General features: G+C 39.3%; 24 protein-coding genes and 1 riboswitch. Of the genes, 9 read left to right on the top strand and 15 right to left on the bottom strand.

The window, feature by feature from the left end:
• The first annotated feature begins 1 nt into the window (after position 1).
• The 4 genes from AB986_RS08135 to AB986_RS08120 all read left to right on the top strand — a co-directional run bounded on the left by AB986_RS08135 (position 2) and on the right by AB986_RS08120 (position 5,058).
• Complete coding sequence (locus AB986_RS08135) at positions 2-685, top strand: response regulator transcription factor (RefSeq protein ID WP_048310354.1); 684 nt, start codon at positions 2-4, stop codon at positions 683-685.
• Positions 682-2,127 carry a sensor histidine kinase gene (locus AB986_RS08130; protein ID WP_048310353.1) on the top strand — a complete coding sequence of 482 codons (1,446 nt, stop codon included), beginning with the start codon at positions 682-684 and terminating at the stop codon, positions 2,125-2,127. Before AB986_RS08135 ends, AB986_RS08130 begins: the two co-directional genes overlap by 4 nt.
• A 769-nt stretch (positions 2,128-2,896) precedes the next feature.
• On the top strand, positions 2,897-3,985 hold the full coding sequence (locus AB986_RS08125) for an N-acetyltransferase DgcN family protein (RefSeq protein ID WP_048310352.1): 1,089 nt from the start codon (positions 2,897-2,899) through the stop codon (positions 3,983-3,985).
• A complete protein-coding gene (locus tag AB986_RS08120; RefSeq protein WP_084006456.1) occupies positions 3,982-5,058 on the top strand; it encodes an alanine/ornithine racemase family PLP-dependent enzyme in 1,077 nt (358 codons plus the stop codon). The genes AB986_RS08125 and AB986_RS08120 overlap by 4 nt, the downstream gene beginning before the upstream one ends.
• Positions 5,059-5,360: 302 nt before the next feature.
• Here AB986_RS08120 and mprF read toward each other — a convergent pair whose 3' ends face one another.
• From mprF to AB986_RS08105, 3 genes are all read right to left on the bottom strand, one after another.
• Positions 5,361-7,907, bottom strand: a complete 2,547-nt coding sequence (mprF, locus tag AB986_RS08115; RefSeq protein WP_048310351.1) for a bifunctional lysylphosphatidylglycerol flippase/synthetase MprF — start codon at positions 7,905-7,907, stop codon at positions 5,361-5,363.
• Positions 7,908-8,099: 192 nt separating this feature from the next.
• A complete protein-coding gene (locus AB986_RS08110; protein ID WP_048310350.1) occupies positions 8,100-9,284 on the bottom strand; it encodes a DUF3179 domain-containing protein in 1,185 nt (394 codons plus the stop codon).
• A gap of 207 nt (positions 9,285-9,491) precedes the next feature.
• Positions 9,492-10,064 carry a CGNR zinc finger domain-containing protein gene (locus AB986_RS08105; protein ID WP_053216085.1) on the bottom strand — a complete coding sequence of 191 codons (573 nt, stop codon included), beginning with the start codon at positions 10,062-10,064 and terminating at the stop codon, positions 9,492-9,494.
• 114 nt (positions 10,065-10,178) lie between these two features.
• Between AB986_RS08105 and trxA the strand changes: the two genes are divergently transcribed.
• The 3 genes from trxA (at position 10,179) to AB986_RS08090 (ending at position 11,542) form a co-directional block, all read left to right on the top strand.
• Positions 10,179-10,493 carry a thioredoxin gene (gene trxA / locus AB986_RS08100; RefSeq protein ID WP_048310348.1) on the top strand — a complete coding sequence of 105 codons (315 nt, stop codon included), beginning with the start codon at positions 10,179-10,181 and terminating at the stop codon, positions 10,491-10,493.
• A 190-nt stretch (positions 10,494-10,683) separates the two neighbouring features.
• Positions 10,684-10,950 (top strand): hypothetical protein, encoded by a 267-nt coding sequence (locus AB986_RS08095; RefSeq protein ID WP_048310347.1) that lies wholly within the window; start codon positions 10,684-10,686, stop codon positions 10,948-10,950.
• 66 nt (positions 10,951-11,016) lie between these two features.
• Positions 11,017-11,119: riboswitch (SAM riboswitch) on the top strand.
• A gap of 99 nt (positions 11,120-11,218) precedes the next feature.
• Positions 11,219-11,542 carry a hypothetical protein gene (locus AB986_RS08090; protein ID WP_048310346.1) on the top strand — a complete coding sequence of 108 codons (324 nt, stop codon included), beginning with the start codon at positions 11,219-11,221 and terminating at the stop codon, positions 11,540-11,542.
• A 70-nt stretch (positions 11,543-11,612) separates the two neighbouring features.
• On the opposite strand, the gene AB986_RS08085 is transcribed toward AB986_RS08090, so the two are convergent.
• The 7 genes from AB986_RS08085 to AB986_RS08055 all read right to left on the bottom strand — a co-directional run bounded on the left by AB986_RS08085 (position 11,613) and on the right by AB986_RS08055 (position 15,600).
• Entirely contained in the window at positions 11,613-11,837 is a 225-nt protein-coding gene (locus tag AB986_RS08085; RefSeq protein WP_048310345.1) for a hypothetical protein, read from the bottom strand.
• A gap of 121 nt (positions 11,838-11,958) precedes the next feature.
• A complete protein-coding gene (locus AB986_RS08080) occupies positions 11,959-12,303 on the bottom strand; it encodes a hypothetical protein (RefSeq protein ID WP_053216084.1) in 345 nt (114 codons plus the stop codon).
• Positions 12,304-12,512: 209 nt separating this feature from the next.
• A complete protein-coding gene (locus tag AB986_RS08075) occupies positions 12,513-12,791 on the bottom strand; it encodes a DUF4176 domain-containing protein (protein WP_048310344.1) in 279 nt (92 codons plus the stop codon).
• Entirely contained in the window at positions 12,791-13,528 is a 738-nt protein-coding gene (locus tag AB986_RS08070; protein ID WP_048310343.1) for a hypothetical protein, read from the bottom strand. Before AB986_RS08070 ends, AB986_RS08075 begins: the two co-directional genes overlap by 1 nt.
• A gap of 24 nt (positions 13,529-13,552) precedes the next feature.
• Entirely contained in the window at positions 13,553-14,941 is a 1,389-nt protein-coding gene (locus AB986_RS08065; RefSeq protein WP_048310342.1) for an LXG domain-containing protein, read from the bottom strand.
• 15 nt (positions 14,942-14,956) lie between these two features.
• The gene (locus AB986_RS08060) at positions 14,957-15,235 is read right to left on the bottom strand and encodes a DUF5344 family protein (protein WP_048310341.1); all 279 of its coding nucleotides are present in this window, start codon (positions 15,233-15,235) and stop codon (positions 14,957-14,959) included.
• A complete protein-coding gene (locus AB986_RS08055; RefSeq protein WP_048310340.1) occupies positions 15,232-15,600 on the bottom strand; it encodes a YwqH-like family protein in 369 nt (122 codons plus the stop codon). The genes AB986_RS08060 and AB986_RS08055 overlap by 4 nt, the downstream gene beginning before the upstream one ends.
• 625 nt (positions 15,601-16,225) lie before the next feature.
• Here AB986_RS08055 and AB986_RS08050 point away from each other — a divergent pair.
• Together AB986_RS08050 and AB986_RS08045 are read left to right on the top strand one after the other, a co-directional pair.
• Positions 16,226-16,708 carry a competence protein ComK gene (locus AB986_RS08050; RefSeq protein ID WP_053216083.1) on the top strand — a complete coding sequence of 161 codons (483 nt, stop codon included), beginning with the start codon at positions 16,226-16,228 and terminating at the stop codon, positions 16,706-16,708.
• Positions 16,709-16,796: 88 nt separating this feature from the next.
• Positions 16,797-17,633, top strand: coding sequence for a DUF2785 domain-containing protein (locus AB986_RS08045; protein WP_048310339.1), 837 nt, complete (start codon positions 16,797-16,799; stop codon positions 17,631-17,633).
• 27 nt (positions 17,634-17,660) lie between these two features.
• Here AB986_RS08045 and AB986_RS22050 read toward each other — a convergent pair whose 3' ends face one another.
• From AB986_RS22050 to AB986_RS08025, 5 genes are all read right to left on the bottom strand, one after another.
• The gene (locus AB986_RS22050; RefSeq protein ID WP_236690322.1) at positions 17,661-17,837 is read right to left on the bottom strand and encodes a DUF4021 domain-containing protein; all 177 of its coding nucleotides are present in this window, start codon (positions 17,835-17,837) and stop codon (positions 17,661-17,663) included.
• A gap of 186 nt (positions 17,838-18,023) precedes the next feature.
• A complete protein-coding gene (locus AB986_RS08040; protein ID WP_048310338.1) occupies positions 18,024-19,205 on the bottom strand; it encodes an NAD(P)/FAD-dependent oxidoreductase in 1,182 nt (393 codons plus the stop codon).
• 27 nt (positions 19,206-19,232) lie between these two features.
• Positions 19,233-19,658, bottom strand: a complete 426-nt coding sequence (locus AB986_RS08035) for a helical membrane plugin domain-containing protein (RefSeq protein ID WP_048310337.1) — start codon at positions 19,656-19,658, stop codon at positions 19,233-19,235.
• A gap of 281 nt (positions 19,659-19,939) precedes the next feature.
• Positions 19,940-20,236: a DMT family transporter gene (locus AB986_RS08030; protein ID WP_048310336.1), complete on the bottom strand. Its 297-nt coding sequence runs from the start codon at positions 20,234-20,236 to the stop codon at positions 19,940-19,942.
• 2 nt (positions 20,237-20,238) lie between these two features.
• Positions 20,239-20,586 carry a DMT family transporter gene (locus AB986_RS08025; RefSeq protein WP_053216082.1) on the bottom strand — a complete coding sequence of 116 codons (348 nt, stop codon included), beginning with the start codon at positions 20,584-20,586 and terminating at the stop codon, positions 20,239-20,241.
• Between the last annotated feature and the right edge of the window lie 94 nt (positions 20,587-20,680).

Genomic DNA, 20,680 nt, shown 5'->3' with positions numbered 1-20,680 from the left:
AATGAGTACAACTGGAATGAGGATATTATTAGTCGATGATGAAAAGCATATCGTGCAATTTTTAGAAATGGGACTTGAGAATGAAGGGTATGAAGTAAAGACAGCACATGATGGAATGAGTGCGATTACGTTAGTGAAGGAATTCAAACCACATGTTACGATCCTCGATGTGATGATGCCTGGCATCGATGGATTCGAAGTGTGTCGGATGATTCGAAAGAGCGGGGTTCAAACATCAGTGATCATGCTAACGGCGAAAGATGAAGTGGATGATCGTGTGAAAGGGCTCAGTCTCGGCGCAGATGATTACGTTGTGAAGCCGTTTAGTTTCGAAGAATTGCTTGCAAGAATTGGTGCGCGACTTCGAAATCAGTTTCCGGATCTATTCGGGGAAGTGGTATATGGTTCGTTCAAAATCGATGATCGTCGGAAAGAATTTTCTTATGATGGGTCGCTACTAACGCTTTCTCCGACGGAATATGAACTTCTGAAATACCTGATCTTGAATCACGGAATGGTTCTAAGCAAAATGATGATCCTTGATAAAGTGTGGGGCTATACGTTTCAAGGCGAGGATAATATCGTCGAAGTGTACATTAGGTCTTTACGGGATAAGCTTCGGGATAAGGAACATACGCTGATCCGAACGATAAGAGGCTCAGGCTACAGATTGGATATCTCATGAATAGCGTGAAAAGAATCATTGCCCCCCAATCGTTACGTTACCAACTCTTAACGAGAATGCTGTTTATTCTGTCGTTTATTTTAATGGTTATCGGAATTCTTCAATATGTGATAATGAAGGATTTTCTTTATGAAAATGAAGCGGAGAGTTTGCGGTCGAAGCTAATGTCGATTCCGGTTGAAGCGTTTCTAACAGAAGAACTCCTTCAAGAGCCACCTAACGCATCCAATCCTGGTTTCCTTTCGAGAGAAGAATTCTCGTTAGCATTTATAGACGGTGAGTATACGAATTTGTTAGGTGAAGAAGGACTCTCGGTTCCAGAAATTTCAGAGCGCGAACGAGAAGAGATACAGGATGATTTATCTAATCGAATGCCTAGAACACTTCTCGTTGTGGAAGATCCTGACGGAGGCCGGCAGTTGCTTGTATTCAGGCCAATTCCGCCAACTGATGGAGAGCGGGGAATGCTTCAGATGGGTGTTAGTACTGAGAAGCTGCAACAAATTCTTTGGAGACAACTGTTTACTTTCGTTGTGTTATCGCTCATTGCGCTTTTAGGTGGACTTATTATCTATTTATCCGTTATTCGGAAAACGTTAAATCCTCTTTCAACCATCGTTGATCAAGTTAAAACGATCGGTGCATCGAACTTAACGGAGCGAGTTCCAGTTGATCACGGACAGGAAGAAATCGATCGCCTTAGCGAGTCCTTTAACGACATGCTAGAACGATTAGACATTTCGTTTGAACAAGAAAAAGAATTGAAGAATCAGATGAGGCGATTTATCGCGGACGCTTCTCATGAATTACGAACGCCGCTCACATCAATTTATGGATATATAGAAGTTCTTTTACGAGGAGCATCCCAGAAGCCTGAGCAATTAGCGATTATTCTATCAAGCATGCATGGCGAGACAAAACGAGTCATCGCGCTCGTTGAGGAGCTGTTATTATTAGCGAAGCTTGACCGAGCACCAGAAATCAAGGTGGAAGAAACAGATCTATCAACACTCGTTCGAAACATGATACCTAATCTGAACTTACTAGTAGATGAGCGAACGGTTCACTATGACTTGACGGAAGGCTTAATCGCGAGGGTGGATGCAGATAAAATGAAGCAGGTTATCCTAAACGTGTTTCATAACGCCGTACAACATACGGACCCGGTAGCAGGAACGATTAACGTTTCGCTAGTAGTGGAAAATGAAAGAGCCCTCTTAAGTGTGAGAGATAACGGATCAGGAATTAGTAAAGAAAAGGTGGCGCACGTGTTTGAACGCTTCTATCGAGCGGATGATTCGAGAACGCGTCAGCAAGGAGGGGCTGGACTAGGACTTGCGATCACGAAATCGATTGTTGATTCGCATGGCGGAACGATTGAAGTGGAAAGTGAAGTTGGGGTTGGGTCTACGTTTAGGGTCTATTTAAAGTTAGATCGGTAAGAATTAGGTGAGGTGGCACGCTGCATGCGGCTACCTTTTTTGTTGGAGAATGGTGATGGTGTAATTAATTTAATCAATTAAACTTATATATCTATCGTGGAATGGCTCTATGTCGCATTGGTTTGCATCATGGAGCCTTTTTGGTAGGAATTCATAGTAATAGGTAGGTACGTTACTCATGATGCATTATTTTGGGGGAAGTTAAAAGCAGTGCTAATGATTCGAGTGATTAGTACTTCTTTTATTTATTATATGGAATCACTAGAACTCCGACGATTTTCGGCGATTCGGAAACCTATTTTTTTAAACCATAAAATAAATATTCCTGAAATTTTATCTTACTTAGTTATTGCGAAATGGTAGGGAATAACAATCCTCGAATAAGGATTTGTGCTAGTTCTACAATTAGAAAACTGAAACGTAAAGCATAGGAATTCATAAGGATATAGGTGAAGATGTGATTGGATGTCCAACTAAGTAAAGGGAAATAAGAATTTTTTATGCGTAAAAATTATATTAATATAATTTTATTACGTTATCATATATCGATTATTGCAACTTTTTTCTTATATTACTACCGTGAGAAAACTACATTAAAAAAATAATGTAAATTTCTGTGCTATACTTGATCCGTGTGAAAGTTTTCTAATTTTGAAAAATTTTTACTTATAGGCTTTTTCTATATGGACAAGGTTTTTACTTGTCAAACTATGAGATCTCTTTTATGCGGATTTACTGCAGTGAAAATAGATTTAGGAGGAATTGCCTTATGAAAGAAACAGCAATCGTATATTGTGAAAATAAATTCGGAACAATGGACGGGAAGACAGCAAATGGGCTGGTTAGAAGCTCAAGGAAATTCGAGATCGTAGGCGTTATTGATAGTACAAAAGTTTATTTGGATGCCGGTGAATTTCTTTTTGGAGAGCACAATGACATTCCCATCTTTAAAAATCTTGATCATGCGTTAGAAACAGTACAGAGTGTACCTAACCAATTCATATATGGAATAGCTCCTTCTGAAGCTTTTTTAAAACAGGATGAACGGAATCTTCTTTTTAAAGCGATGGAACTGGGGATGAATATCGTTAACCCTCTTCATGAATTTTTCACAAATGATGAAGAATTTGTTCAGCATGCGAAAAAATGTGGTGTGACAATTCATGATGTGAGGAAGCCACCGGAGAAGAAAGACATGCACTTGTTCTCGGGTAGAATATTAAATATAGATACGCCCATCATCGCAGTACTAGGCACAGACAGTGCAATAGGAAAGCGAACAACATCTGTTTTGCTTGAAGATGCCTTACTGAAACAGGGATTAAATGTTGCATTTATTGCAACAGGACAGACGGGGTTAATTCAAGGAGCCAAATATGGTGTAGCGATTGATGCTATTCCATCGCAGTTTATGACAGGTGAAATTGAGAACCAGATCATGAAAGCGGTAGAAAATGAGAAACCCGATATTATTATTGTTGAAGGACAGGGAGCATTAAGCCATCCTGCGTATATTAGTTCGTGTGGAATCATTAGAGGATCAAGACCTGATGCGGTTATTGTGCAACATGCGCCTAAACGTGAACATTTGGGTGATTTCAGTTACATGAAGATGCCTACGATCCAAAGTGAGATTGATCTCATCGAAAACTTTGTGAAGTCTAAAGTTATTGCAGTGACGATTAATCATGAGAATATGTCTGATCACGAGCTTGAGCAAACAATTGCTCAGTATGAACATGATCTAGCTCTACCAACAACTGACGCGCTTAAATTTGGATGTGATAAATTGGTGGCAAGTATTTTTGAGGCTTATCCTAATTTGAAAAGAAAACAGAAACCAGTCATCATACATTGACCATTGCTTGTGCTCCTCGCATTGAAATCAACCTGGCGAAAATCGCCCATAACGCAGCAGCGTTAGTCGCGCTTTATGGGATTAAAAATATTGGGTTGATGGGAGTGACGAAAGCCGTTTGCGGAGCACCGGAAGTAGCAAAAGTATTGTTAGACGAAGGCTTTAGTATGCTTGCAGATTCCAAAGTAGTGAACCTGAAAAAGATGAAAGAAGCTGGATTAAAGGCGGATCTTGTATTGTTACGAGCACCAGCTTTAAGTGAAATCGATACTGTCATTAAATATGCTGATATTAGCCTTAATACAGAGCTGTCCGTTATTGAAAAATTATCTGAAGAAGCTTTGAAAAACCACCTTGTCCATAAGATTATCGTTATGATTGAGATGGGTGATTTAAGAGAAGGAATTATGCCAGCTACTCTTGAGACTTTTATTGAGAAAGTTGTGAAGCTTGAGGGTATCAAAATTGTGGGTATTGGTGTTAATTTCGCTTGTTTTGGAGGAGTTAAACCGAACAATGCAAAAATGAACGAGCTCTCTCTGTTAGCGACCATGATTCAGACAAAGTTTGCATTACCTCTTTCAATTGTATCTGGTGGAAATTCAGCCAATTACAATTGGTTTATAAATGCTACTGATGTTACCAAAGTAAACAACCTGCGTCTGGGAGAATCAATCTATTTAGGACGGGAAACATTGAATCGCCAGGTGATACCTGGACTGTATACGGATGCTTTTACGTTAATTACGGAAGTGATTGAAGCGAAAATAAAGCCTTCCATGCCATATGGAGAAATAGGACAGAATGCTTTCGGGGAAGTTCCAGAATTCCGTGATCGAGGCATTATGAACCGAATCATCCTGGGGATAGGGAAACAGGACGTCCTTGTGTCAGGATTGACACCCCTGTTGGATATTGAAATTCTTGGTTCGAGTAGCGATCATATGGTCCTTAATGCGAAAGAGAGCAAACTACAAGTAGGAGACGAAGTCACTTTCAACCTTAATTATGGGGCGCTTCTTTCGATCATGACGTCGCCGTATGTTTATAAAAAGTACAGCCATGCTTTATAAGTTGCTTATTAATGTTGAATCAGTGGGGACGGTTCTCATGATTCATCATCTAGATGATAGAAATAAAAGAGAGTGATTGTAATTGATTTGATTACTCTTCTTTTATTAATGAGATAGAATTAGCAGAACCGTCCCCGCGATTCCTTGGAAGTAGATGTGGGCTTAAGGGATAGGTGGAGTGAGGGTTATTGGCCAAAACGAAAAGCTGCCGGAAATCCAGCAGCTTTTTTTTAGTTTCATCTCACGCTTAAGCGAAATAAATCTGATGTCCGTGGTAGAGGGACAGTTGTTTGTAAGGGGGGTCAGGTACGTACCTGACCCCCCTTACTCCCTTTCTTACTTATCAATCGCGAGACCTGAGTCATTGTAAAGGGGAGGGAGGATTTTTTGCGATAGGCGAGGTATTTGCGTTCCCAGTTGTGAGCGTATTTTCCTTTGAACTTCCGTAGGCCCTGGAAGTGGTAGAAGATATGGCCATGAAGGAAGATTTGAGCCGCGATTCGTTCACTTAGGAAAGAATATTTTGATTGACCCACATTAGAAAGTGGAGCCATGCCAAGGTTAAAAGACTGATAGCCTTCTGCTTTGGCCCATTCAAATAATGAAAGAAACATAACGTCCATTGTGCCAGAGGGGGCGCTGTGTATGAAGCGCATTAAATCGACAGAAATGGTTTTGTTTCCATCGTAGACTGGCATAAGACTCGTAAAGGCGATAATCGTATCATTTTCTTTCATGATGGCGATCTCCGACTTATTCAAATAATCAACGTCAAAGAACCCTAACGAAAATCCCTTTTCATTCCTTCCTTGTAGCCATTCATCAGATACATTTTTCAGTTTATTCAATAGCGCTTCACTATGAGGAGGCGTTGCGATTTCAAACAGATAATTTTCACGTTCAAATTTGTTTTTAACTGCACGTAGCGCCTTCATTTTCTTACCTGATAAGGTGAATTGCTCTAAGTCAACGAATGCTTCTTCACCAAGTTTAAAAAAGCCAAACCCTTTTTCGTGTAAAAGTGGAAGCAAGTCATTGCTCACTTCATAGAAGACTGGCGTAAAGCCTTGAATATCTGCAAGCTGTTGAAACTCATCAATTGCATTTGAAAAGTCGTTTTCCTCACCGACCGGATCACCAAGTACGACAAGTTTATCGGACGATTGTTGAAAGCTTAGGAATACCGTACGCTTGTCATTCCAGAACAGCGATTTATCATGTAAGAATACTAAATGCGTTAATGTATTGCCGCCATAGTTTTTCAAGTGCTCTAGTATGTCAGGATCTTGCTTAGGCTCGGAATTCTGGATTGGATTTTTCGGTTTAATCACGGCGTTTCCAATAAGAAAGACGAGTAGCGCAATCAACAATCCGATTAAGGCACTGTAAAACAACGTGTGGTAATCCGTAATCAGATAGGGCAACACTTGCGACGGAATCGCGTTCGTTGAAGACGGCAAGCTCATGTACCCTATTAAGACATACATCGACGTAATGAAAAGAATAACGAGTCCATCAATAATCGTTTTGCTCCATGTTAACACATAGCTTTCACGATAAAACCGCGTTCTTGATAGATAAAGAATGAATGCAACAACTAATAGGAAAATGGCTTCTTCATAATCAATCCCTTTTGAAAATGTAAATGCAGCCGCGCAGAAAAGGACAACGATCGTCAAGTAATAGGCTCGTTTGACTTTGTATTCAATGCCTCTCGATAATCCAAGTAAAGCAAAACCGGCTCCGACAGAAAGCTGGTGTGAGAGGTTAATAAGAAACGGAATCGAGTGCATTTCTTCGAGAATTTTTAATCTGTCTATGATTCCGGGTAAAGCGGCAGATAAAAGTAGGATTAATCCCGAGGCAAAGACTAACAAAGTAATGAATCCGTGGCTCAGTCTTTGCACAAGTGCGATCGGGAGATTATCCCAGTTTGCATTCCACTTTTCCCAATAGTCTCTGACGAACAGAATCATCGCTAGTAAGAAAGGGAAGAAAAAGTAACCAACGCGAAATAAAATGAGCAGGAAAAGCACTTTTTCACTTTGTAAACCAATGAGCTGACTGCCCCAGATGAAAGTGAGATCAAATGAACCGAGACCTCCAGGAATCATACTAACAATGCCAACACATGCAGCGATCACAAAAAGTGGGAAAAGTTCATGAAATGAAATGCTTAAGTCAAGAATCGTTGCTAATAGCCAGATCGCAAGAAACGCAAAAGTCCACTCCAGGAATGATACGGCAATGAGCTGGAGCCTTGTTTTCGTGCCAAAAGAGCGCGCCCGGTAATTGTTCCACAAGAACGAAAAAATGAGAACGGGTAAATAAAGTCCAACGACAATCACAGCCAAATAAAGCCAAGGAATTTCCTTTAGTAAGGGACTATCTCTGTAAGTGATCAATGTGATCAGCGCAAGCAGAGATAGACCAGTTAAATAAAAGTAAGTCAAGTTACCAATGCTCTTTGATAGTTCACTGTGATCGTCCTGCTCCGTTTGATAAAAATAGTTTCGAAGCATGCTGCTAACGATACCACCTGATCCAATCGAATTTGAAACCGCGTTAACGATAAATGATTGCTTCAGAAGTTGTTTCATTGGAAATGTTTTTTGCAATGATTTCAAAATCAAAGAATCATATAAAAACATTGGGCTAACTGCTCCCATTGTTATGAGTAACACGAGGAAAAGTTTTCCTATACTAAATTGACTTACTTCATTTAATAAAAGGCTGACATGAACGTCTGATAGAAATGACGTAATTTGAATGGCAGAGAGCACAAAAAGAAAAGCTGGTAAGAGTAATTTTAAATAGTGAAATAAAATGGTGTGTAAAATTGGTTTCATAGTTCACTCCTTTATCCTACCCCTATTGTACAGTTAGAGAGGTGTCTGTAAACTCCCTTTTTTAGAGAAAAGAGAACCAATTAGAGATCTTTAGTCATTGGGTGGGGGGAATCAGTAGAACTGTCTACCGCTATTCTATTCAAAAGCACTTCTTTTATTTTAGGTTAGTTACAACAAAACCTTTCCTACCCCTTATTGATAAACGTCTGTAGAAGGTTTAAAAGCAACCCAAGAGAACCAGAAATGATTACCATGAACGATTGGTTCCAGCTGAGATCCTTCGAGCGGTCCTGACGTTGCTTTACCAAAGATATCCCAGGTGCTACCGGTCTCATTGTCTACAATGTCATTCCCATCTTGTTTGAAAGTTAATTTTTCTCCATCGACGGTCGGGTAAAAGACTCCAGAAGCACCAACGTCTTTTCCATCAGCGATAACCTTTGAATCGAGTGCTGAAGCTGTCCCTTTTTTGAAAAAAATAACAACGTTCTCTCCAGCAATTTGATCATGAATGACAGGATGGTCCAGCAAAACAGAATAAGGATAAGCCTTATCTTCATTGTCTAGTGAAACAGCAACAACTCTTTCCATCGCAGGTAATTGTCCGTGATCTTCTTCTTTACTAAATAACGTAGAGCTGCGGCTATCGTATCCCTGGTAAGGATTTTGGCCGTATTTACGGTCATGTCCTGTTTCTCTAGACATTACAATTCCATCTGGAAACGATGACATGAAATTCTCAAAGCTAACGAGACTAGATGGTAGCATTGTCAATTGATTCCCGACTATATCACCAACAATCGCTTCTCCGGTGAGTTGTTGCCATAACGTTTCTGTTGTCCGGTCGTACATGACGAGATCTGAGTTAACGAGTAATCCAGACGTTCCGAACTCGTAAGTTTCTCCGTTCACTTCCCGATCGAACACAATGGCTGAGTTACATAGAGGACAGAAACTGATTAAGACAGGTTTGTCCCCAACAACGTCATTCACAATCTCATGCCAAATCAGAATTTGGAGCGGATAGGCGCGAGCGTCCCCGTTAATGTTGACGACCATGACTGGTTCCTCAGGGGAGAGCCAGTCTTTTGCTTCACGTAAAGAAATGAATTCAGGGTTTTCAATAGAAGGAATGCCATCTCTTGGTGGACCACCTGACACGAATTCATCATAAGGAATCGTATGTTTCTCCCAATTCGTTTCCCAGTTTGCTGAAAGGGCTTCGAGCCTTGGCGGTAGCGGGTTGTTAAGTACTTCTACAGTGCTTGTCTTCGGTTGTTCTGGCGGATTGTTGTCAGGTGCTGATTGACCAGATGAACAGGCGGAGAGAAAGAGGCTGACACTGATACTAATGAGTGTAAGGTATCGTCTTCTCATCAAAAACCTCCTATCAAGTATGGTGTTTGTTTCTATTTTACGCTGTTAGGAGAGAAAGCAAAGTAGTCTAGCTTACACTTATAGTGCGAATGACGCAGATCTGTGGAATTGGTTATTGTCATTAGTACCAGTGATGAGATGGGGAAAGTCCATATATGCAAAAGAAAGAAGGATGATGTCTAAGGTGACATCATCCTTCTTTCGGTATTACGTATGTTGGGAAGCTTTTGATTTCGAATAATGTTTCTTCGCTTTGGTACGGTTGCCGCATACTTCCATTGAACACCATTTCCGCTTCCCTTTCTGGTTCACAAAGAAGGCGAGGCATTCTTCGTTTTCGCATGCTTTTACTTTACCTAATACACCGTTCGTTTCATGGAGGAGCATTTGAAAGGAAATGAGTGATAGGAGTCCTTTCGTTCCACCTTCTGAAGGGATTGGTATAAGATTGTTATCTTCTATTTTAAACGAGAGCGGTGTCGATTTGGTTGTGTTGGTGAGCACATCGATCAGATTCGCCTCTGAATCATTTGAAGCAAAATGCTCACGGCAATGATCACGAAAGTGCTGCACGTCGCTTAGGTGAGTTGAGTCATTTCCCAGTACTTCTACCTGTGTCGGCGTTAGTAAATTATTTTCTTCCATCAACGCAATCCACTGAACAACGTCAGCTTCTGTTGATAGAAGATCGATTGGGTTGTGATTATGCATTTTCAATGTGTTCATTAAATTAATAAATAGGTATTCCGAGAAATGTGGAAAGTTTGTTTTTTGAATCATTGTGAAACACACCTTTTTAGCTTTATCTTTGACATTTATTATAACATAATGTAGCATTCTAACCACTAAATAGATTTTTAGTGGTTATATAAATAATGAAAGAGGAGAGATAAAATGGCAGTACAAAACTTAACAGACCAAACTTTTGAACAAGAAACGAAAGAGGGGCTCGTTCTAGCAGATCTTGGAGCACCATGGTGCGGACCTTGTAAGATGATTGCGCCCGTTCTTGATGAACTTGATGAAGAAACAGGAGAAGAGCTGAAAATTGTTCAGCTTGATGTAGACTCGAATCCTGAAACAGCAAGAAAATATGATGTGATGAGTATCCCAACATTGCTTTTCTTCAAAGACGGTGAGCTTGTAGAAAATGCAGTTGGATTCCGTACAAAAGAAGAATTAGCAGGTATTGCGAAAAAACACGGTTAAGAAATTCGTAGTTCATCATATAGAGAAAAAGGAGTGTTACTTATTTAAATGAGTAACACTCCTTTTATTGCTCCCGTATACGCTGGTGTCATTAGTCACAGCATTGTCAGATTTATAAAGGGAATTACCTGTTATAATTAGAGTAGAAGTCATGAATCACAACTACTAGTTAATGGAAAGAAGGAACGTTATGAGTACTGAGTCTCAATCCAAAATTATTTTCTCATTGAGTGTCGTTCAGGTGATCCTTTCGATTTCAATTCTTTTCATGCCAATTATGTACCTCATGCATCCTGAGCAGGAAAGCCTCTTATTATACGGTTTGATTTCGTTTGGTATTGTGAATCTACTTGCAGGCCTTTCGAAAAGGATTAAGGGTGAGAACCGCTCTGGAATGTTCTACTCCATTGCAGGCGTTGTTTTGTTTGCAATCGGCATTAGTTTATCAATCTTCTAATCAATTGGGCTGATACTTTATTAATAGACAGACCTCTGAATATAGTAAATTAAAACAAATTAAATAAGGTTATCACGAGTGAACGAGAGCACGGGCTCATTGACTTCACAGCAACCTGCCAGCCGGTAAGGTGCTACAACCTGCAAAGCATGGCTTTGAATGATAACGAACGAAAAGCGTAGGCTCTTTGTTGCATTCATTTGCGATGAAGGGCCTTTTCTCGTTTTCCTTGCTGATACCTTGTTAGAAAGAAAAAGGAGTGATTGGGTTGAATAGCAATGGGTTTGCTAGGGGCTTATTGGCGAAGCACTATAATGGAGAGAAGTTTCTATTGCATGTAGCTGACGTCATTGAACGACAGTTGAAAGAGTGGAGCGTTGTGTATGAAGTGATGGTAATGAAGCTTTCTGACTATAAAATCGTCGTGAAAAAGGATAATCGTTATTACGAATTGGTGATTTCTGAAAAGGAACTTGATACGCTTCAAGCAACCGCGCCATTTGCGCTAGATCGATTTGTGTGGAAGGAGTTAGAGAAGCAGGGGATAGAGATTGTAAGAGGGTATGGGGATTATATTGAGAGAGTGATGTGAAAGCGCAGTGGGGTCAGGTACGTGTCTGACCCCAATTTATATCGAACAAGATTGAGCCTAGATAGGACACCTAATACAACACTTGTGAGTTTTGACAAGGTGGAAATCCGTTTATATCTTGAATCATAGAGTATTCATATTGTTTTAAAGCGAATTGTGTTTGATACAAATATTCCATGACAAGAAGCTTTCCTTCGGATGTACCGCATAAAATACCTGAAGTTCCCTGTCCGTTTGCTAATGATATTCCAACAGGCTGACCCATTAAATATCGAATTTTTTGATGCCAGGGCATTGTCATCACTCCTTTTTACCTATCATATTGAATTGGAATAGATAGGTGCCTATTGGAGAGCAATTTATTCTTAAGTGGATAAAAATCATCATTTTATAAGATTCGTTGAATTAGTTTTGTATTATAGGAATATTCCTTTCATTGATCTATATATTACTTGATAGATAATAATAGATAATACGCCTTGAACAAAGAGTGCAATTGCAAAGAAGATTTTTCTTAAAAACCAATTGTAATTTGCAACTTTTTTATAAATGTAATAACCAGATCCAATCGTCGATATCATAAATATATTAATAACTTTCTGTATTAAATTGCTTGGCTTTTCTTCAATAGTAACTGCGAAATAATTAATCATTATTCTTCCAAGTAAAAGGATAAGTACTCCATAACCAAACTGTATTCCAAGTATGTATCCAAGTATTAATCTGAATATCCCAAAAAATTCCCATATTGTAAATCCCAAGTTGTTCACCTTCTTGACTTTAGTGTATTAATTAAACGAAGTGGTCTGGTAGATGTTTAATTTTCTTATTTTCTGGAATTTTTAGCATAGTGATCTCTCATCTCGTCCTAACTAAAAATACTATCTAAAATCAGAAGAGATTAGATAGCCACACAACAAATCCCTCAATCTGCTTTATGAAACAGAAGAGGGACTATGAAAACATATAATTAAACTTCTTTCAATACTTCCTGGAATTTCTCCTCTTCATCATTTTTAAATCCCTCAAAAATAACTTGAGCAATGTTTTCGTGATTAAAAAGGTAAGTATGCTCTTGATCAATAAAACCTTCTGGATAGGGCACACCTATGTAGTCGTACATATCAAGGTCTTGCTCGTTCTCAACTTTTTCTTCATCTAGGTGAAGTTGTTTTCGACCGTAAATCATTAGTTTTTTGTTGCCACCGTCTAGTAAGACGATGGTGCCGTTTGGGAGTAGTTTTATCATTATTTGTATACAACACCTTTTCTTTCGTACTTTTTAAGTAAATTTTTATCAGAAGGTTTATCAAAGAAAACTAATCTCATATTTGTTTTCATAAAAAAGTATTTATGAATGTACTTTGCAGCGAAGTACGATAGGAATAGAGTGAAAATTACTGTTGCGATTAAAAACACACTATGCATACCTTTTTCACTATTTTTGGAAGATTGAAATATAATGTAGCCAATACCAGGGGCTGCAGTTAGAAGAGGAATAAACCTTGTATTGTTATACCATTTGTTGGATTCCTCTATTTTATAATTTATTTCAGAATATTTTTCGATTTGATATTGAATCAGAACGGCAATAAGTATTATATGTACTATTGAAAACACAACATAGAACCATAGGTTTGATATTTCGACAAATACATATGAAACTTTTATGCTAGTGATGAAATTACATATTGCTCCTATTATAGAAAAAACACCCATAAACAAAGTGGTTTCCATCTGTGTTGTGTAAGGGTTTTTGAATAACAATCGGATTAACCATAAATGTATAAAAATGATTAGTGGAATAGTTATCATGTAAATCAAGTCATTTTTTGGATAGAGCAAAGGAACAGCACTCATATCAAGCAATATGAGACAAAACATCGTGATTGTTACCTTTGCACTATCAGGTGATATCATAATGAGGTGTTCCTGCATATAATTTGGAAGGTTTCTAGTTTTTTTGTTTTCAGGAATTTTAAGCATAATAACCTCCTCTATACCTTTAAATTAATTAACAATACTCTCTGCAGTATCGTTGAACCAACCAGCTACTGATTGTACTCCATTTTTAAAATGATCGCCAATTGATTTATTATTTATCTTAAGACCATCTAATACATAGGAAACAGTTAGAGATGCTGCGACTGTGACTGCTGTTCCAAATAATACTGGTGCACCTGCGCTTACAGCTAATGCAGCAAATGCGCCTCCGACAGCTAGAGTAGCTGCACCGATCGCTACATCAATTACTGCATCTCCAACAATTTTGCTTGAGCTTTCATCGTTGTGAATATTTTTTCTTGCATTATCGACCGTAGTGATACCTACTCCTAGCCATCCAATTTTACTTTTTACAGCACTAATCGCTCCTGCTTTACCATTTAGAAATTTAGAAACATTTAAATTAAGAGAATTCCCTCTATTTACTTGGGATTTGATGTACTTTTGAGTAAAGGTCTTAAAATTTCGTCCATTTTTAGGAGCGGTTTTAAATTTATTGTACTTTGATTCGTAAACTAGATGTTTAACTTTATCTGATTTACCGACTTTCTCTATCCTAAAACCTCCTTTAACTTCTCGACCTGCTGAATAAAAGGCAAAACCATCAGTAGCTAGTCTATATGCTCCGCTTGGTCCTTTAAATGGTGCTATAGGATCAATACCAACATCAACAGATTTCTTCGCCTGAACAGCCTTCCCAACCGTACTCGTCCCAGATGAACCTGAAGACAAACCACTCATCACCGTCTTATAAGCTGGAATAGCACTCATCGTTCCTACCTGATAACCACTAATCGAAATATCCCCACTTTGAAATCTGGTTGATACTTCTCTTATGTAATTCATGAGTGTGTGGCATTCTTGAAGGACTGCTTCTAAGTGGTTTGCTTGGCTTTTGTCTAAAGCATGAAGATCTTCAAGAACTTGGGTTGTTTTCTCTTGTCCTCTGTGGACATTTGTATTAAATTCATCTTGCTGTAATTCTGGAATAAAGATAATGTCATTTACGCTTCGGATAATGGAATTGCTGTCGCTTGTTAGTTGATCAGTTATGTTTTGAGCTTTATGTAATCCATTCTCCACATCATTAGCAAGAAAATCTTCTCGAACGAATCCAGATTCTTGTGGTTCATATGATTGGATAGAGTTAATCAAATTGACTAGCTTCTCTTCAAAGTGAGTTATGACATTTTCCAAATAAGTCAGAAAGGGGAGATGACATTCCTGGTAGAATGACCGAACTGCTTTCCCGCCATGACCGTTAAAAGAAGCTTCCAATGTAGTAAATCTTTCAATAGATGAACGGAGCTCTGTCGTTTGCGTTCTCATAGTAGTGACGGCAGATCGGGTATGTTCAATACCTTGATGAAGCGATTGGACGTCTAGTGTTTTCATTGTAGCCTTCACCTCTTAACGTAATTGAATAGAGGAAGAGAGTTCTTTGTCTGCATTCTCTAATTGTTGTACAGATTCTCGTACGGTCTGGTTGTTTTCAGCTAGGATCTGTTTATAAGCGTTGCCGACTTCTGTCATCATGTGATTCAACTCATTCAAGCGATTCACAACATCAAGATTATTGCCTTCTCCTGTGTTCTTCGGAAGTTCTGCGTTAAAGGCACTTAAACTTTTTTCAATGCGACTAATGGACTGTTCAATTTCATTGAATTTGACAAGTAGCTCATGACTCAATTGGTATTTCTCCTTTCTCTTGCTTCTTCTTCGAGGCGATGTCTTTCTTGTGTAATGTTCATTTCAAGTGACTGAATTTCGTACCTGAGATACTGTGCTTTATTTTCCATCGTAATTATTGCTGTGTTTAGCTGATTCGCAGATAGATTTTGATAAGCTAGTTTCATATCTTCTCGAATGTTTTTGAATGAGTTCGCTAACTCACCTTCCCATGTAGCAGGGGAGAGTTCAGGAGTATCGATAAGCTGTTTATTTTGGAAGAATTCATTTTGTATACCTTCAAGTTTAGTTAAGCTTGATTGTAGGCGGATAAGCTGAACTTGTTTTTCAGCTATTTCTGATTGTAAATATGATAAATAGGACATTCGCTCTATCCCCTTTGTATAGTTGTGCAGAAAAATCATGCTCAAACAGTATTATAGGGTACCAATAGTCACTTGTGTGGTAAATGGGAAGAACCTCCTAAAAATGAGACTCACGTACGGGGTCTTAGTACCCAATAGTGAGGAGGAGTCAGGTGTGTAGGGATCGAAATTTACTTAATTGGGTAAAAATAACATTATATTATACAACTTTAATCAAGGAAATCAATAGGTGTTAATACTTTCAAAACTGGAAATAAAAAAGAAGAATAAAGTGAGGAAATCATACTAAAAAAGTATTCCTAAATTTCAAATAATTAACTATAATCAAAAGTAGGATGGGAATTACTAGTAGGATCTAACTGGTTTATGGGAGAAAGGGAAAAGGCCACTAGGTCATCCAGACTAGCAGAAAAGGAAGGAAATTGAACGATAGGGTGGTGAATCGTACTTGAACGGCATACCTAAAAACCCCAGAATGTCTAGTCTTGGCAGACACATTCTGGGGTCGTTGTTGGCGTGGAAACCAACGTATTCCTAGTATACCGTTTTACGTGTGAAAGGGAAACCTTATGCAATGATAATAAGTTACAAATCATCTAACAATGGAGCGGAAGGGATACTAAGGATGAACGAATATAATAGTGAAATAATGGATGACTATGAGATAAGCAAAACAACGCAAGCAATTGAGCTTGCGAAAGAGGTTGAGTATAGCTCTAGAATCTACGATCGAAACGGCATTTATTTATCAACTAAGACACCGGTTGAGCTGATTCGGCATGCGTGTCTTGAGGCTGGTATGACATATGAAGGTCGTAGAAAGGCTGTTATTTACCATTTAAGGTATGAGCAGCAAACGCCGATTATTGTCTCGCATTGGAACTCGATTTCGGTTTTTCCAACCGAATCACCTGAGAAAATGGATTGCTGTTGGATCTTCTACCAGCATGTGAAGGAGATGACGGCGCTCTCGAAAAGTTGTTCGAAGATCCTTTTTCTAGACGGATTTGAATTAATGGTCCCTGTTTCTGTTGGAAGGCTGCAGAAGCAAATGGAGCGGATGGGGCGTTGGATTAGTCACTATTCGAATAATCCTGTGTATTGTTGATGAGGATAGGGAAAGGGTCAGACATGTGTCTGACCCTTTGCTTATATTTGTTAAACTATGGGAGAGTGCTTTTCTAGGAGGAGAGGTTATGGAACTTAAAACGCAATTGAAGCAGATGAACTTTGAATATCCTGATCAAGTGAAACGCGTTGATATGGATCTTCTGTTGGAGAGCATGTTAAATGAGATTGGATCCACGGATCCAGAGCTCAGGGATGAATTCATTTTTGGAACGTTTGCTGAGCTTGTGATGAAGGACTATTTAACAGTGAAGCAGATGAATATTGTGATGACGACTTGTTTAGATGATCAGCACGTATTTTATAGGATAGGTGAAAAGGGGACGGATGCTGTTTTCACTCGTTCTTTTTCAATTCTAGTTCTTGCGCTTCTCTTAGAGAAGGATCGAGATGTACCTTTTCTAACGGACGAGGATGCAAATAGAGCCATTGATTGTTGTGTTCGGTATTTGCAGGAGGAGCAGGATACGAGAGGGTATGTAGAAGAAAAGGGCTGGGCGCATAGCATTGCACACGGTGCCGATGCACTAGCTGAAGCGATTAAGCACAGGAAATTCGGTGATGAGCGTGTTGCTCAGTGTCTTGAGACGATTCAGCTTTGTCTGTTTAAAGAAGGTGTGTATGTAGATGATGAGGATGAGCGATTATTGCTATCATTAGAAGCACTTCTTGAACGAGGTGTGGGTGATGCTGTTCTAGTATCGTGGATTGTTGGAATTGAAGACGAGCTCGAGTTACGGTTTACTAACGAAGGATATAGTGTGCCGTTCTTTCATACGAAAGGGAATGTGATGCAGTTCTGGAAGAGCTGTTATTTCAGGCTATTGTTTCTTGATTGCTGTGTGGAAACGAGAGTGACGATCGAGAATGTAGTGAAGAAGTGGACGAAGAAATTCTATGGATAAGGCATAGCTACGTGCTATGCCTATTTCTTATTGTTTCCGTTTAGGATTGGAATCGGGCAGTCGATCTTCCTGCTCCGTTTCTAACATTCCGTATTCGCCATTCATTGCTTGTTCGTCTTGATCAACGCCTAGGTCATATTCATTGACATACGATTTCTTCATCATCGTTGGCTGATTAGCGAATTTCTTCTTATTCAATTTCATTTGAATCACCCCTACTTGTTATGGTGGCTTAAAGCGGAATTATTATACGTAATTGATAAAGGAGGGGAGGTTCGACAAAAGGTTACATAAAGCGGGTGGTGACAGGCACTCGCAGCTCTCTCATCAAAAAAGCTCTTGAAAGACATAAGTCCTTCAAGAGCTTTATTTTTTGATCTTGCACTTAACTTAATACGCTAGTGCGAAAAGACCTTTGATATGAGAAAGATAACGAACGCTACTTGCTTCTTTCATAACAGAAGCTGGTAGTCCTCTAAGTGATGTTGCGTTCTCACCGATTGAGGCAACAGCGTCTTTACGACCAAGGCTTGCGAGTACTCCTGAGTTAACTGGAGTAAAGTCTCGATAGTCCTTGCCTTCAAGGTAAGCAAATAGGTTATACCCAACCAATTCACCCATCTGCCAAGCAATTTGAGCAGTTGGTGGTTGTGGACGCTCGTCACCAGGTTTGAAGTAAACGGCGCTATCACCTACTACAAATACATCTTCGTGAGAAGTGGATTGAAGGTAGTTATTTACTGTTGCGCGACCGCGGTTCACTGCAATGCCTGATTCAGCAACCAGTGGATTTCCTTGAACGCCGCCTGTCCATACGAAAGTATTCGTTACGATCTTCTGGCCGTCTTTAAGTTCAACAACGTTGCCATCCACGTTTGTAACAGGAAGGTCTGTTAAGAATGTTACGCCTCGCTTTTCAAGGCTTGTCATCGCACGCTGAATCAAGTCATCCGGAAGCATTGGAAGAATTTTCGGCATAGCTTCAACAAGCATTAGTTTGATCTTATCACGGTCAACGCCGTATTTACGTGTCATTTTTGGAAGTTCATCAGCTAGCTCTCCAACAAGCTCTGTACCAGTAAGACCGCCACCGCCAATTAGGATTGTAGCATCAGCTTCGTCACCTGTTTCAGCGAATCTCTTAATGCATTCTTCAACATGATTACGAATGTTGTTTGCATCTTCAGCTGATTTCAAGACCATGCTGTATTCTTCAAGGCCAGGGATGCCGAAGTAAGCTGTTTTACTACCTAATGCAACAACAAGTGCATCGTATGAAAGAGTAGAGCCGTCACTAAGCTTTACTTCTTTGTTGTCGACAGAGAATGAATCAACAGTTGCGATTTTAAGATCAACGTTTGCTCCTTTTAACAACTTCTCTAATGGAAGTGCAGCTGCTTGCTCTGAAATGTTACCTGCAGCAAGACGATGCAGCTCAGTGATGATTTGGTGTGTTGGTGTTTTGTTAATCAATGTAACAGTTGCTTCTGATTCACCTAAGTATTGACGTACGGATAAAGCAGCAAGAAGCCCACCATAACCTCCGCCTAGAATAACGATTTGTTTTGACATGATGTTTCCTCCATTCTTAGCTGCTCTTTATGATTTTTGGTTGTTGCGTTCGCCAGAAACTTTTAGGTAAGCATTCACAAATCTGAATAGCTTCTGTGCTTGTGGATCTTTGAGCATTTTAAGTAGACCGAAAACGCCGATTGTTTCTGAACTCTTCTCAGCCATGTCCTTAGCTTCAATTGCGTTCGCTGCAACATCTTTAGCAGTAGACTTCACAGGATGAATAAGTTCTGAAAGGAATTCCGTTGTATCACTCATTAATACGTCATCTGTTGCAATCGCATTAACGGTGTCGTATGTGGAAGAAAGCATATTGACTAGCTCTGTTACTTTCGGAAGCTCCTTAACAAGTGTGTTCAATGATTCCTGTACTTCTGGATCTAAAAGCTGATCGAGTAATTCGCGCTGCTCTTGTGTTGCTTGCGTTGTTTCTTTTGTTGTTGATTCTGACATAACCACTACTCCTTCTTTTAAGCTAGCTCGCTTATTTATCATTCGTAAGGAAAACCTATAGCATTGTAGTGTGAAGCTTGATTGGACAAGCCAATCAACTTATAAAAAGAGCCAAATCCATCTGTTTTGGTAACCTTTTTTAGTGTCTACTATTCAGTAATCTTCAATACCTACTAACTTAGGTTAAGTTAAACTTAACTGAATTTCAATGAATTGCTCGTTTGTTAATCGCTTACATGAAAAAAAAGTGTGAAGAGGGGGTCAGACACGTGTCTGACCCCCTATAAAATGACGACTCCTACAACGATCAAGGCGATCGAAAGAAATTTACGCTTGCTTGCTTTTTCGTTAAAAAGCAAAATACCAGCCAATGTTGTACCCGCGATGGATGCGCCCGACCAGATTGCATAGGCGATACCGATTTCTACCGTTTCAACGGCAATTGTAAGGTAGTAAATACACATTCCGAAGAAAATGAAGGAAGTAACCCCTGGGATGATTTTCTGAAAACCTGCGGACTGCTTCACGCTTATGCTTCCTACAATTGAGAATAGTAAGGATAGTAGTAAGAAACCCATCTTTACTCACCTCCAATTACACGTCTACTGCGGTGCCCATTTGAATTTAGTCCATAAATTCCAGCAATAATGAGGGATATGCCAATAAGCTTGGCTAGAGTTGTTTCTTCATTAAATAGGGTGATACCAATGACTGCAATAATAACCGTCCCTCCCCCGGACCAAAGAGCGTTAATGGTACCAAGTTCGTGCTTTTTCGTGAGAAGGATATAGAATGTAACAGCTAACGCATAACTAGCCATTACAATGCCACTTGCCCAAAGGTTACTGAATCCGTCTGCATATTTCATGAGAGTAGCACCAATTACTTCAAATACAATTGCAATTCCAAGTAGTAGATAGATTTTCACGATGATTCCTCCTATAGGATTTCTTGTTAAAAGGATAACGTCTTTCTTAGGTGGGATGGTAATAGTGAAAAATGATGAAAGTATAACTTCAGGT

The sequence above is a fragment of the Guptibacillus hwajinpoensis genome (assembly GCF_001039475.1).
Taxonomy (GTDB): domain Bacteria; phylum Bacillota; class Bacilli; order Bacillales; family Guptibacillaceae; genus Guptibacillus; species Guptibacillus hwajinpoensis.
The sequence above is the reverse complement of the archived record's forward strand: the minus strand, read 5'-3'. Positions and strand labels throughout refer to the sequence as shown.

Excerpts from the sequence above, each read along its gene's own strand:
- AB986_RS08135 (WP_048310354.1), top strand. The coding sequence starts at position 2 with ATGAGTACAACTGGAATGAGGATATTATTAGTCGATGATGAAAAGCAT.
- AB986_RS08130 (WP_048310353.1), top strand. The coding sequence starts at position 682 with ATGAATAGCGTGAAAAGAATCATTGCCCCCCAATCGTTACGTTACCAA.
- AB986_RS08125 (WP_048310352.1), top strand. The coding sequence starts at position 2,897 with ATGAAAGAAACAGCAATCGTATATTGTGAAAATAAATTCGGAACAATG.
- mprF (WP_048310351.1), bottom strand. The coding sequence starts at position 7,907 with ATGAAACCAATTTTACACACCATTTTATTTCACTATTTAAAATTACTC.
- AB986_RS08110 (WP_048310350.1), bottom strand. The coding sequence starts at position 9,284 with ATGAGAAGACGATACCTTACACTCATTAGTATCAGTGTCAGCCTCTTT.
- AB986_RS08105 (WP_053216085.1), bottom strand. The coding sequence starts at position 10,064 with ATGATTCAAAAAACAAACTTTCCACATTTCTCGGAATACCTATTTATT.
- trxA (WP_048310348.1), top strand. The coding sequence starts at position 10,179 with ATGGCAGTACAAAACTTAACAGACCAAACTTTTGAACAAGAAACGAAA.
- AB986_RS08095 (WP_048310347.1), top strand. The coding sequence starts at position 10,684 with ATGAGTACTGAGTCTCAATCCAAAATTATTTTCTCATTGAGTGTCGTT.
- AB986_RS08085 (WP_048310345.1), bottom strand. The coding sequence starts at position 11,837 with ATGCCCTGGCATCAAAAAATTCGATATTTAATGGGTCAGCCTGTTGGA.
- AB986_RS08075 (WP_048310344.1), bottom strand. The coding sequence starts at position 12,791 with ATGATAAAACTACTCCCAAACGGCACCATCGTCTTACTAGACGGTGGC.
- AB986_RS08070 (WP_048310343.1), bottom strand. The coding sequence starts at position 13,528 with ATGCTTAAAATTCCTGAAAACAAAAAAACTAGAAACCTTCCAAATTAT.
- AB986_RS08065 (WP_048310342.1), bottom strand. The coding sequence starts at position 14,941 with ATGAAAACACTAGACGTCCAATCGCTTCATCAAGGTATTGAACATACC.
- AB986_RS08055 (WP_048310340.1), bottom strand. The coding sequence starts at position 15,600 with ATGTCCTATTTATCATATTTACAATCAGAAATAGCTGAAAAACAAGTT.
- AB986_RS08050 (WP_053216083.1), top strand. The coding sequence starts at position 16,226 with ATGAACGAATATAATAGTGAAATAATGGATGACTATGAGATAAGCAAA.
- AB986_RS08045 (WP_048310339.1), top strand. The coding sequence starts at position 16,797 with ATGGAACTTAAAACGCAATTGAAGCAGATGAACTTTGAATATCCTGAT.
- AB986_RS22050 (WP_236690322.1), bottom strand. The coding sequence starts at position 17,837 with ATGAAATTGAATAAGAAGAAATTCGCTAATCAGCCAACGATGATGAAG.
- AB986_RS08040 (WP_048310338.1), bottom strand. The coding sequence starts at position 19,205 with ATGTCAAAACAAATCGTTATTCTAGGCGGAGGTTATGGTGGGCTTCTT.
- AB986_RS08035 (WP_048310337.1), bottom strand. The coding sequence starts at position 19,658 with ATGTCAGAATCAACAACAAAAGAAACAACGCAAGCAACACAAGAGCAG.
- AB986_RS08030 (WP_048310336.1), bottom strand. The coding sequence starts at position 20,236 with ATGGGTTTCTTACTACTATCCTTACTATTCTCAATTGTAGGAAGCATA.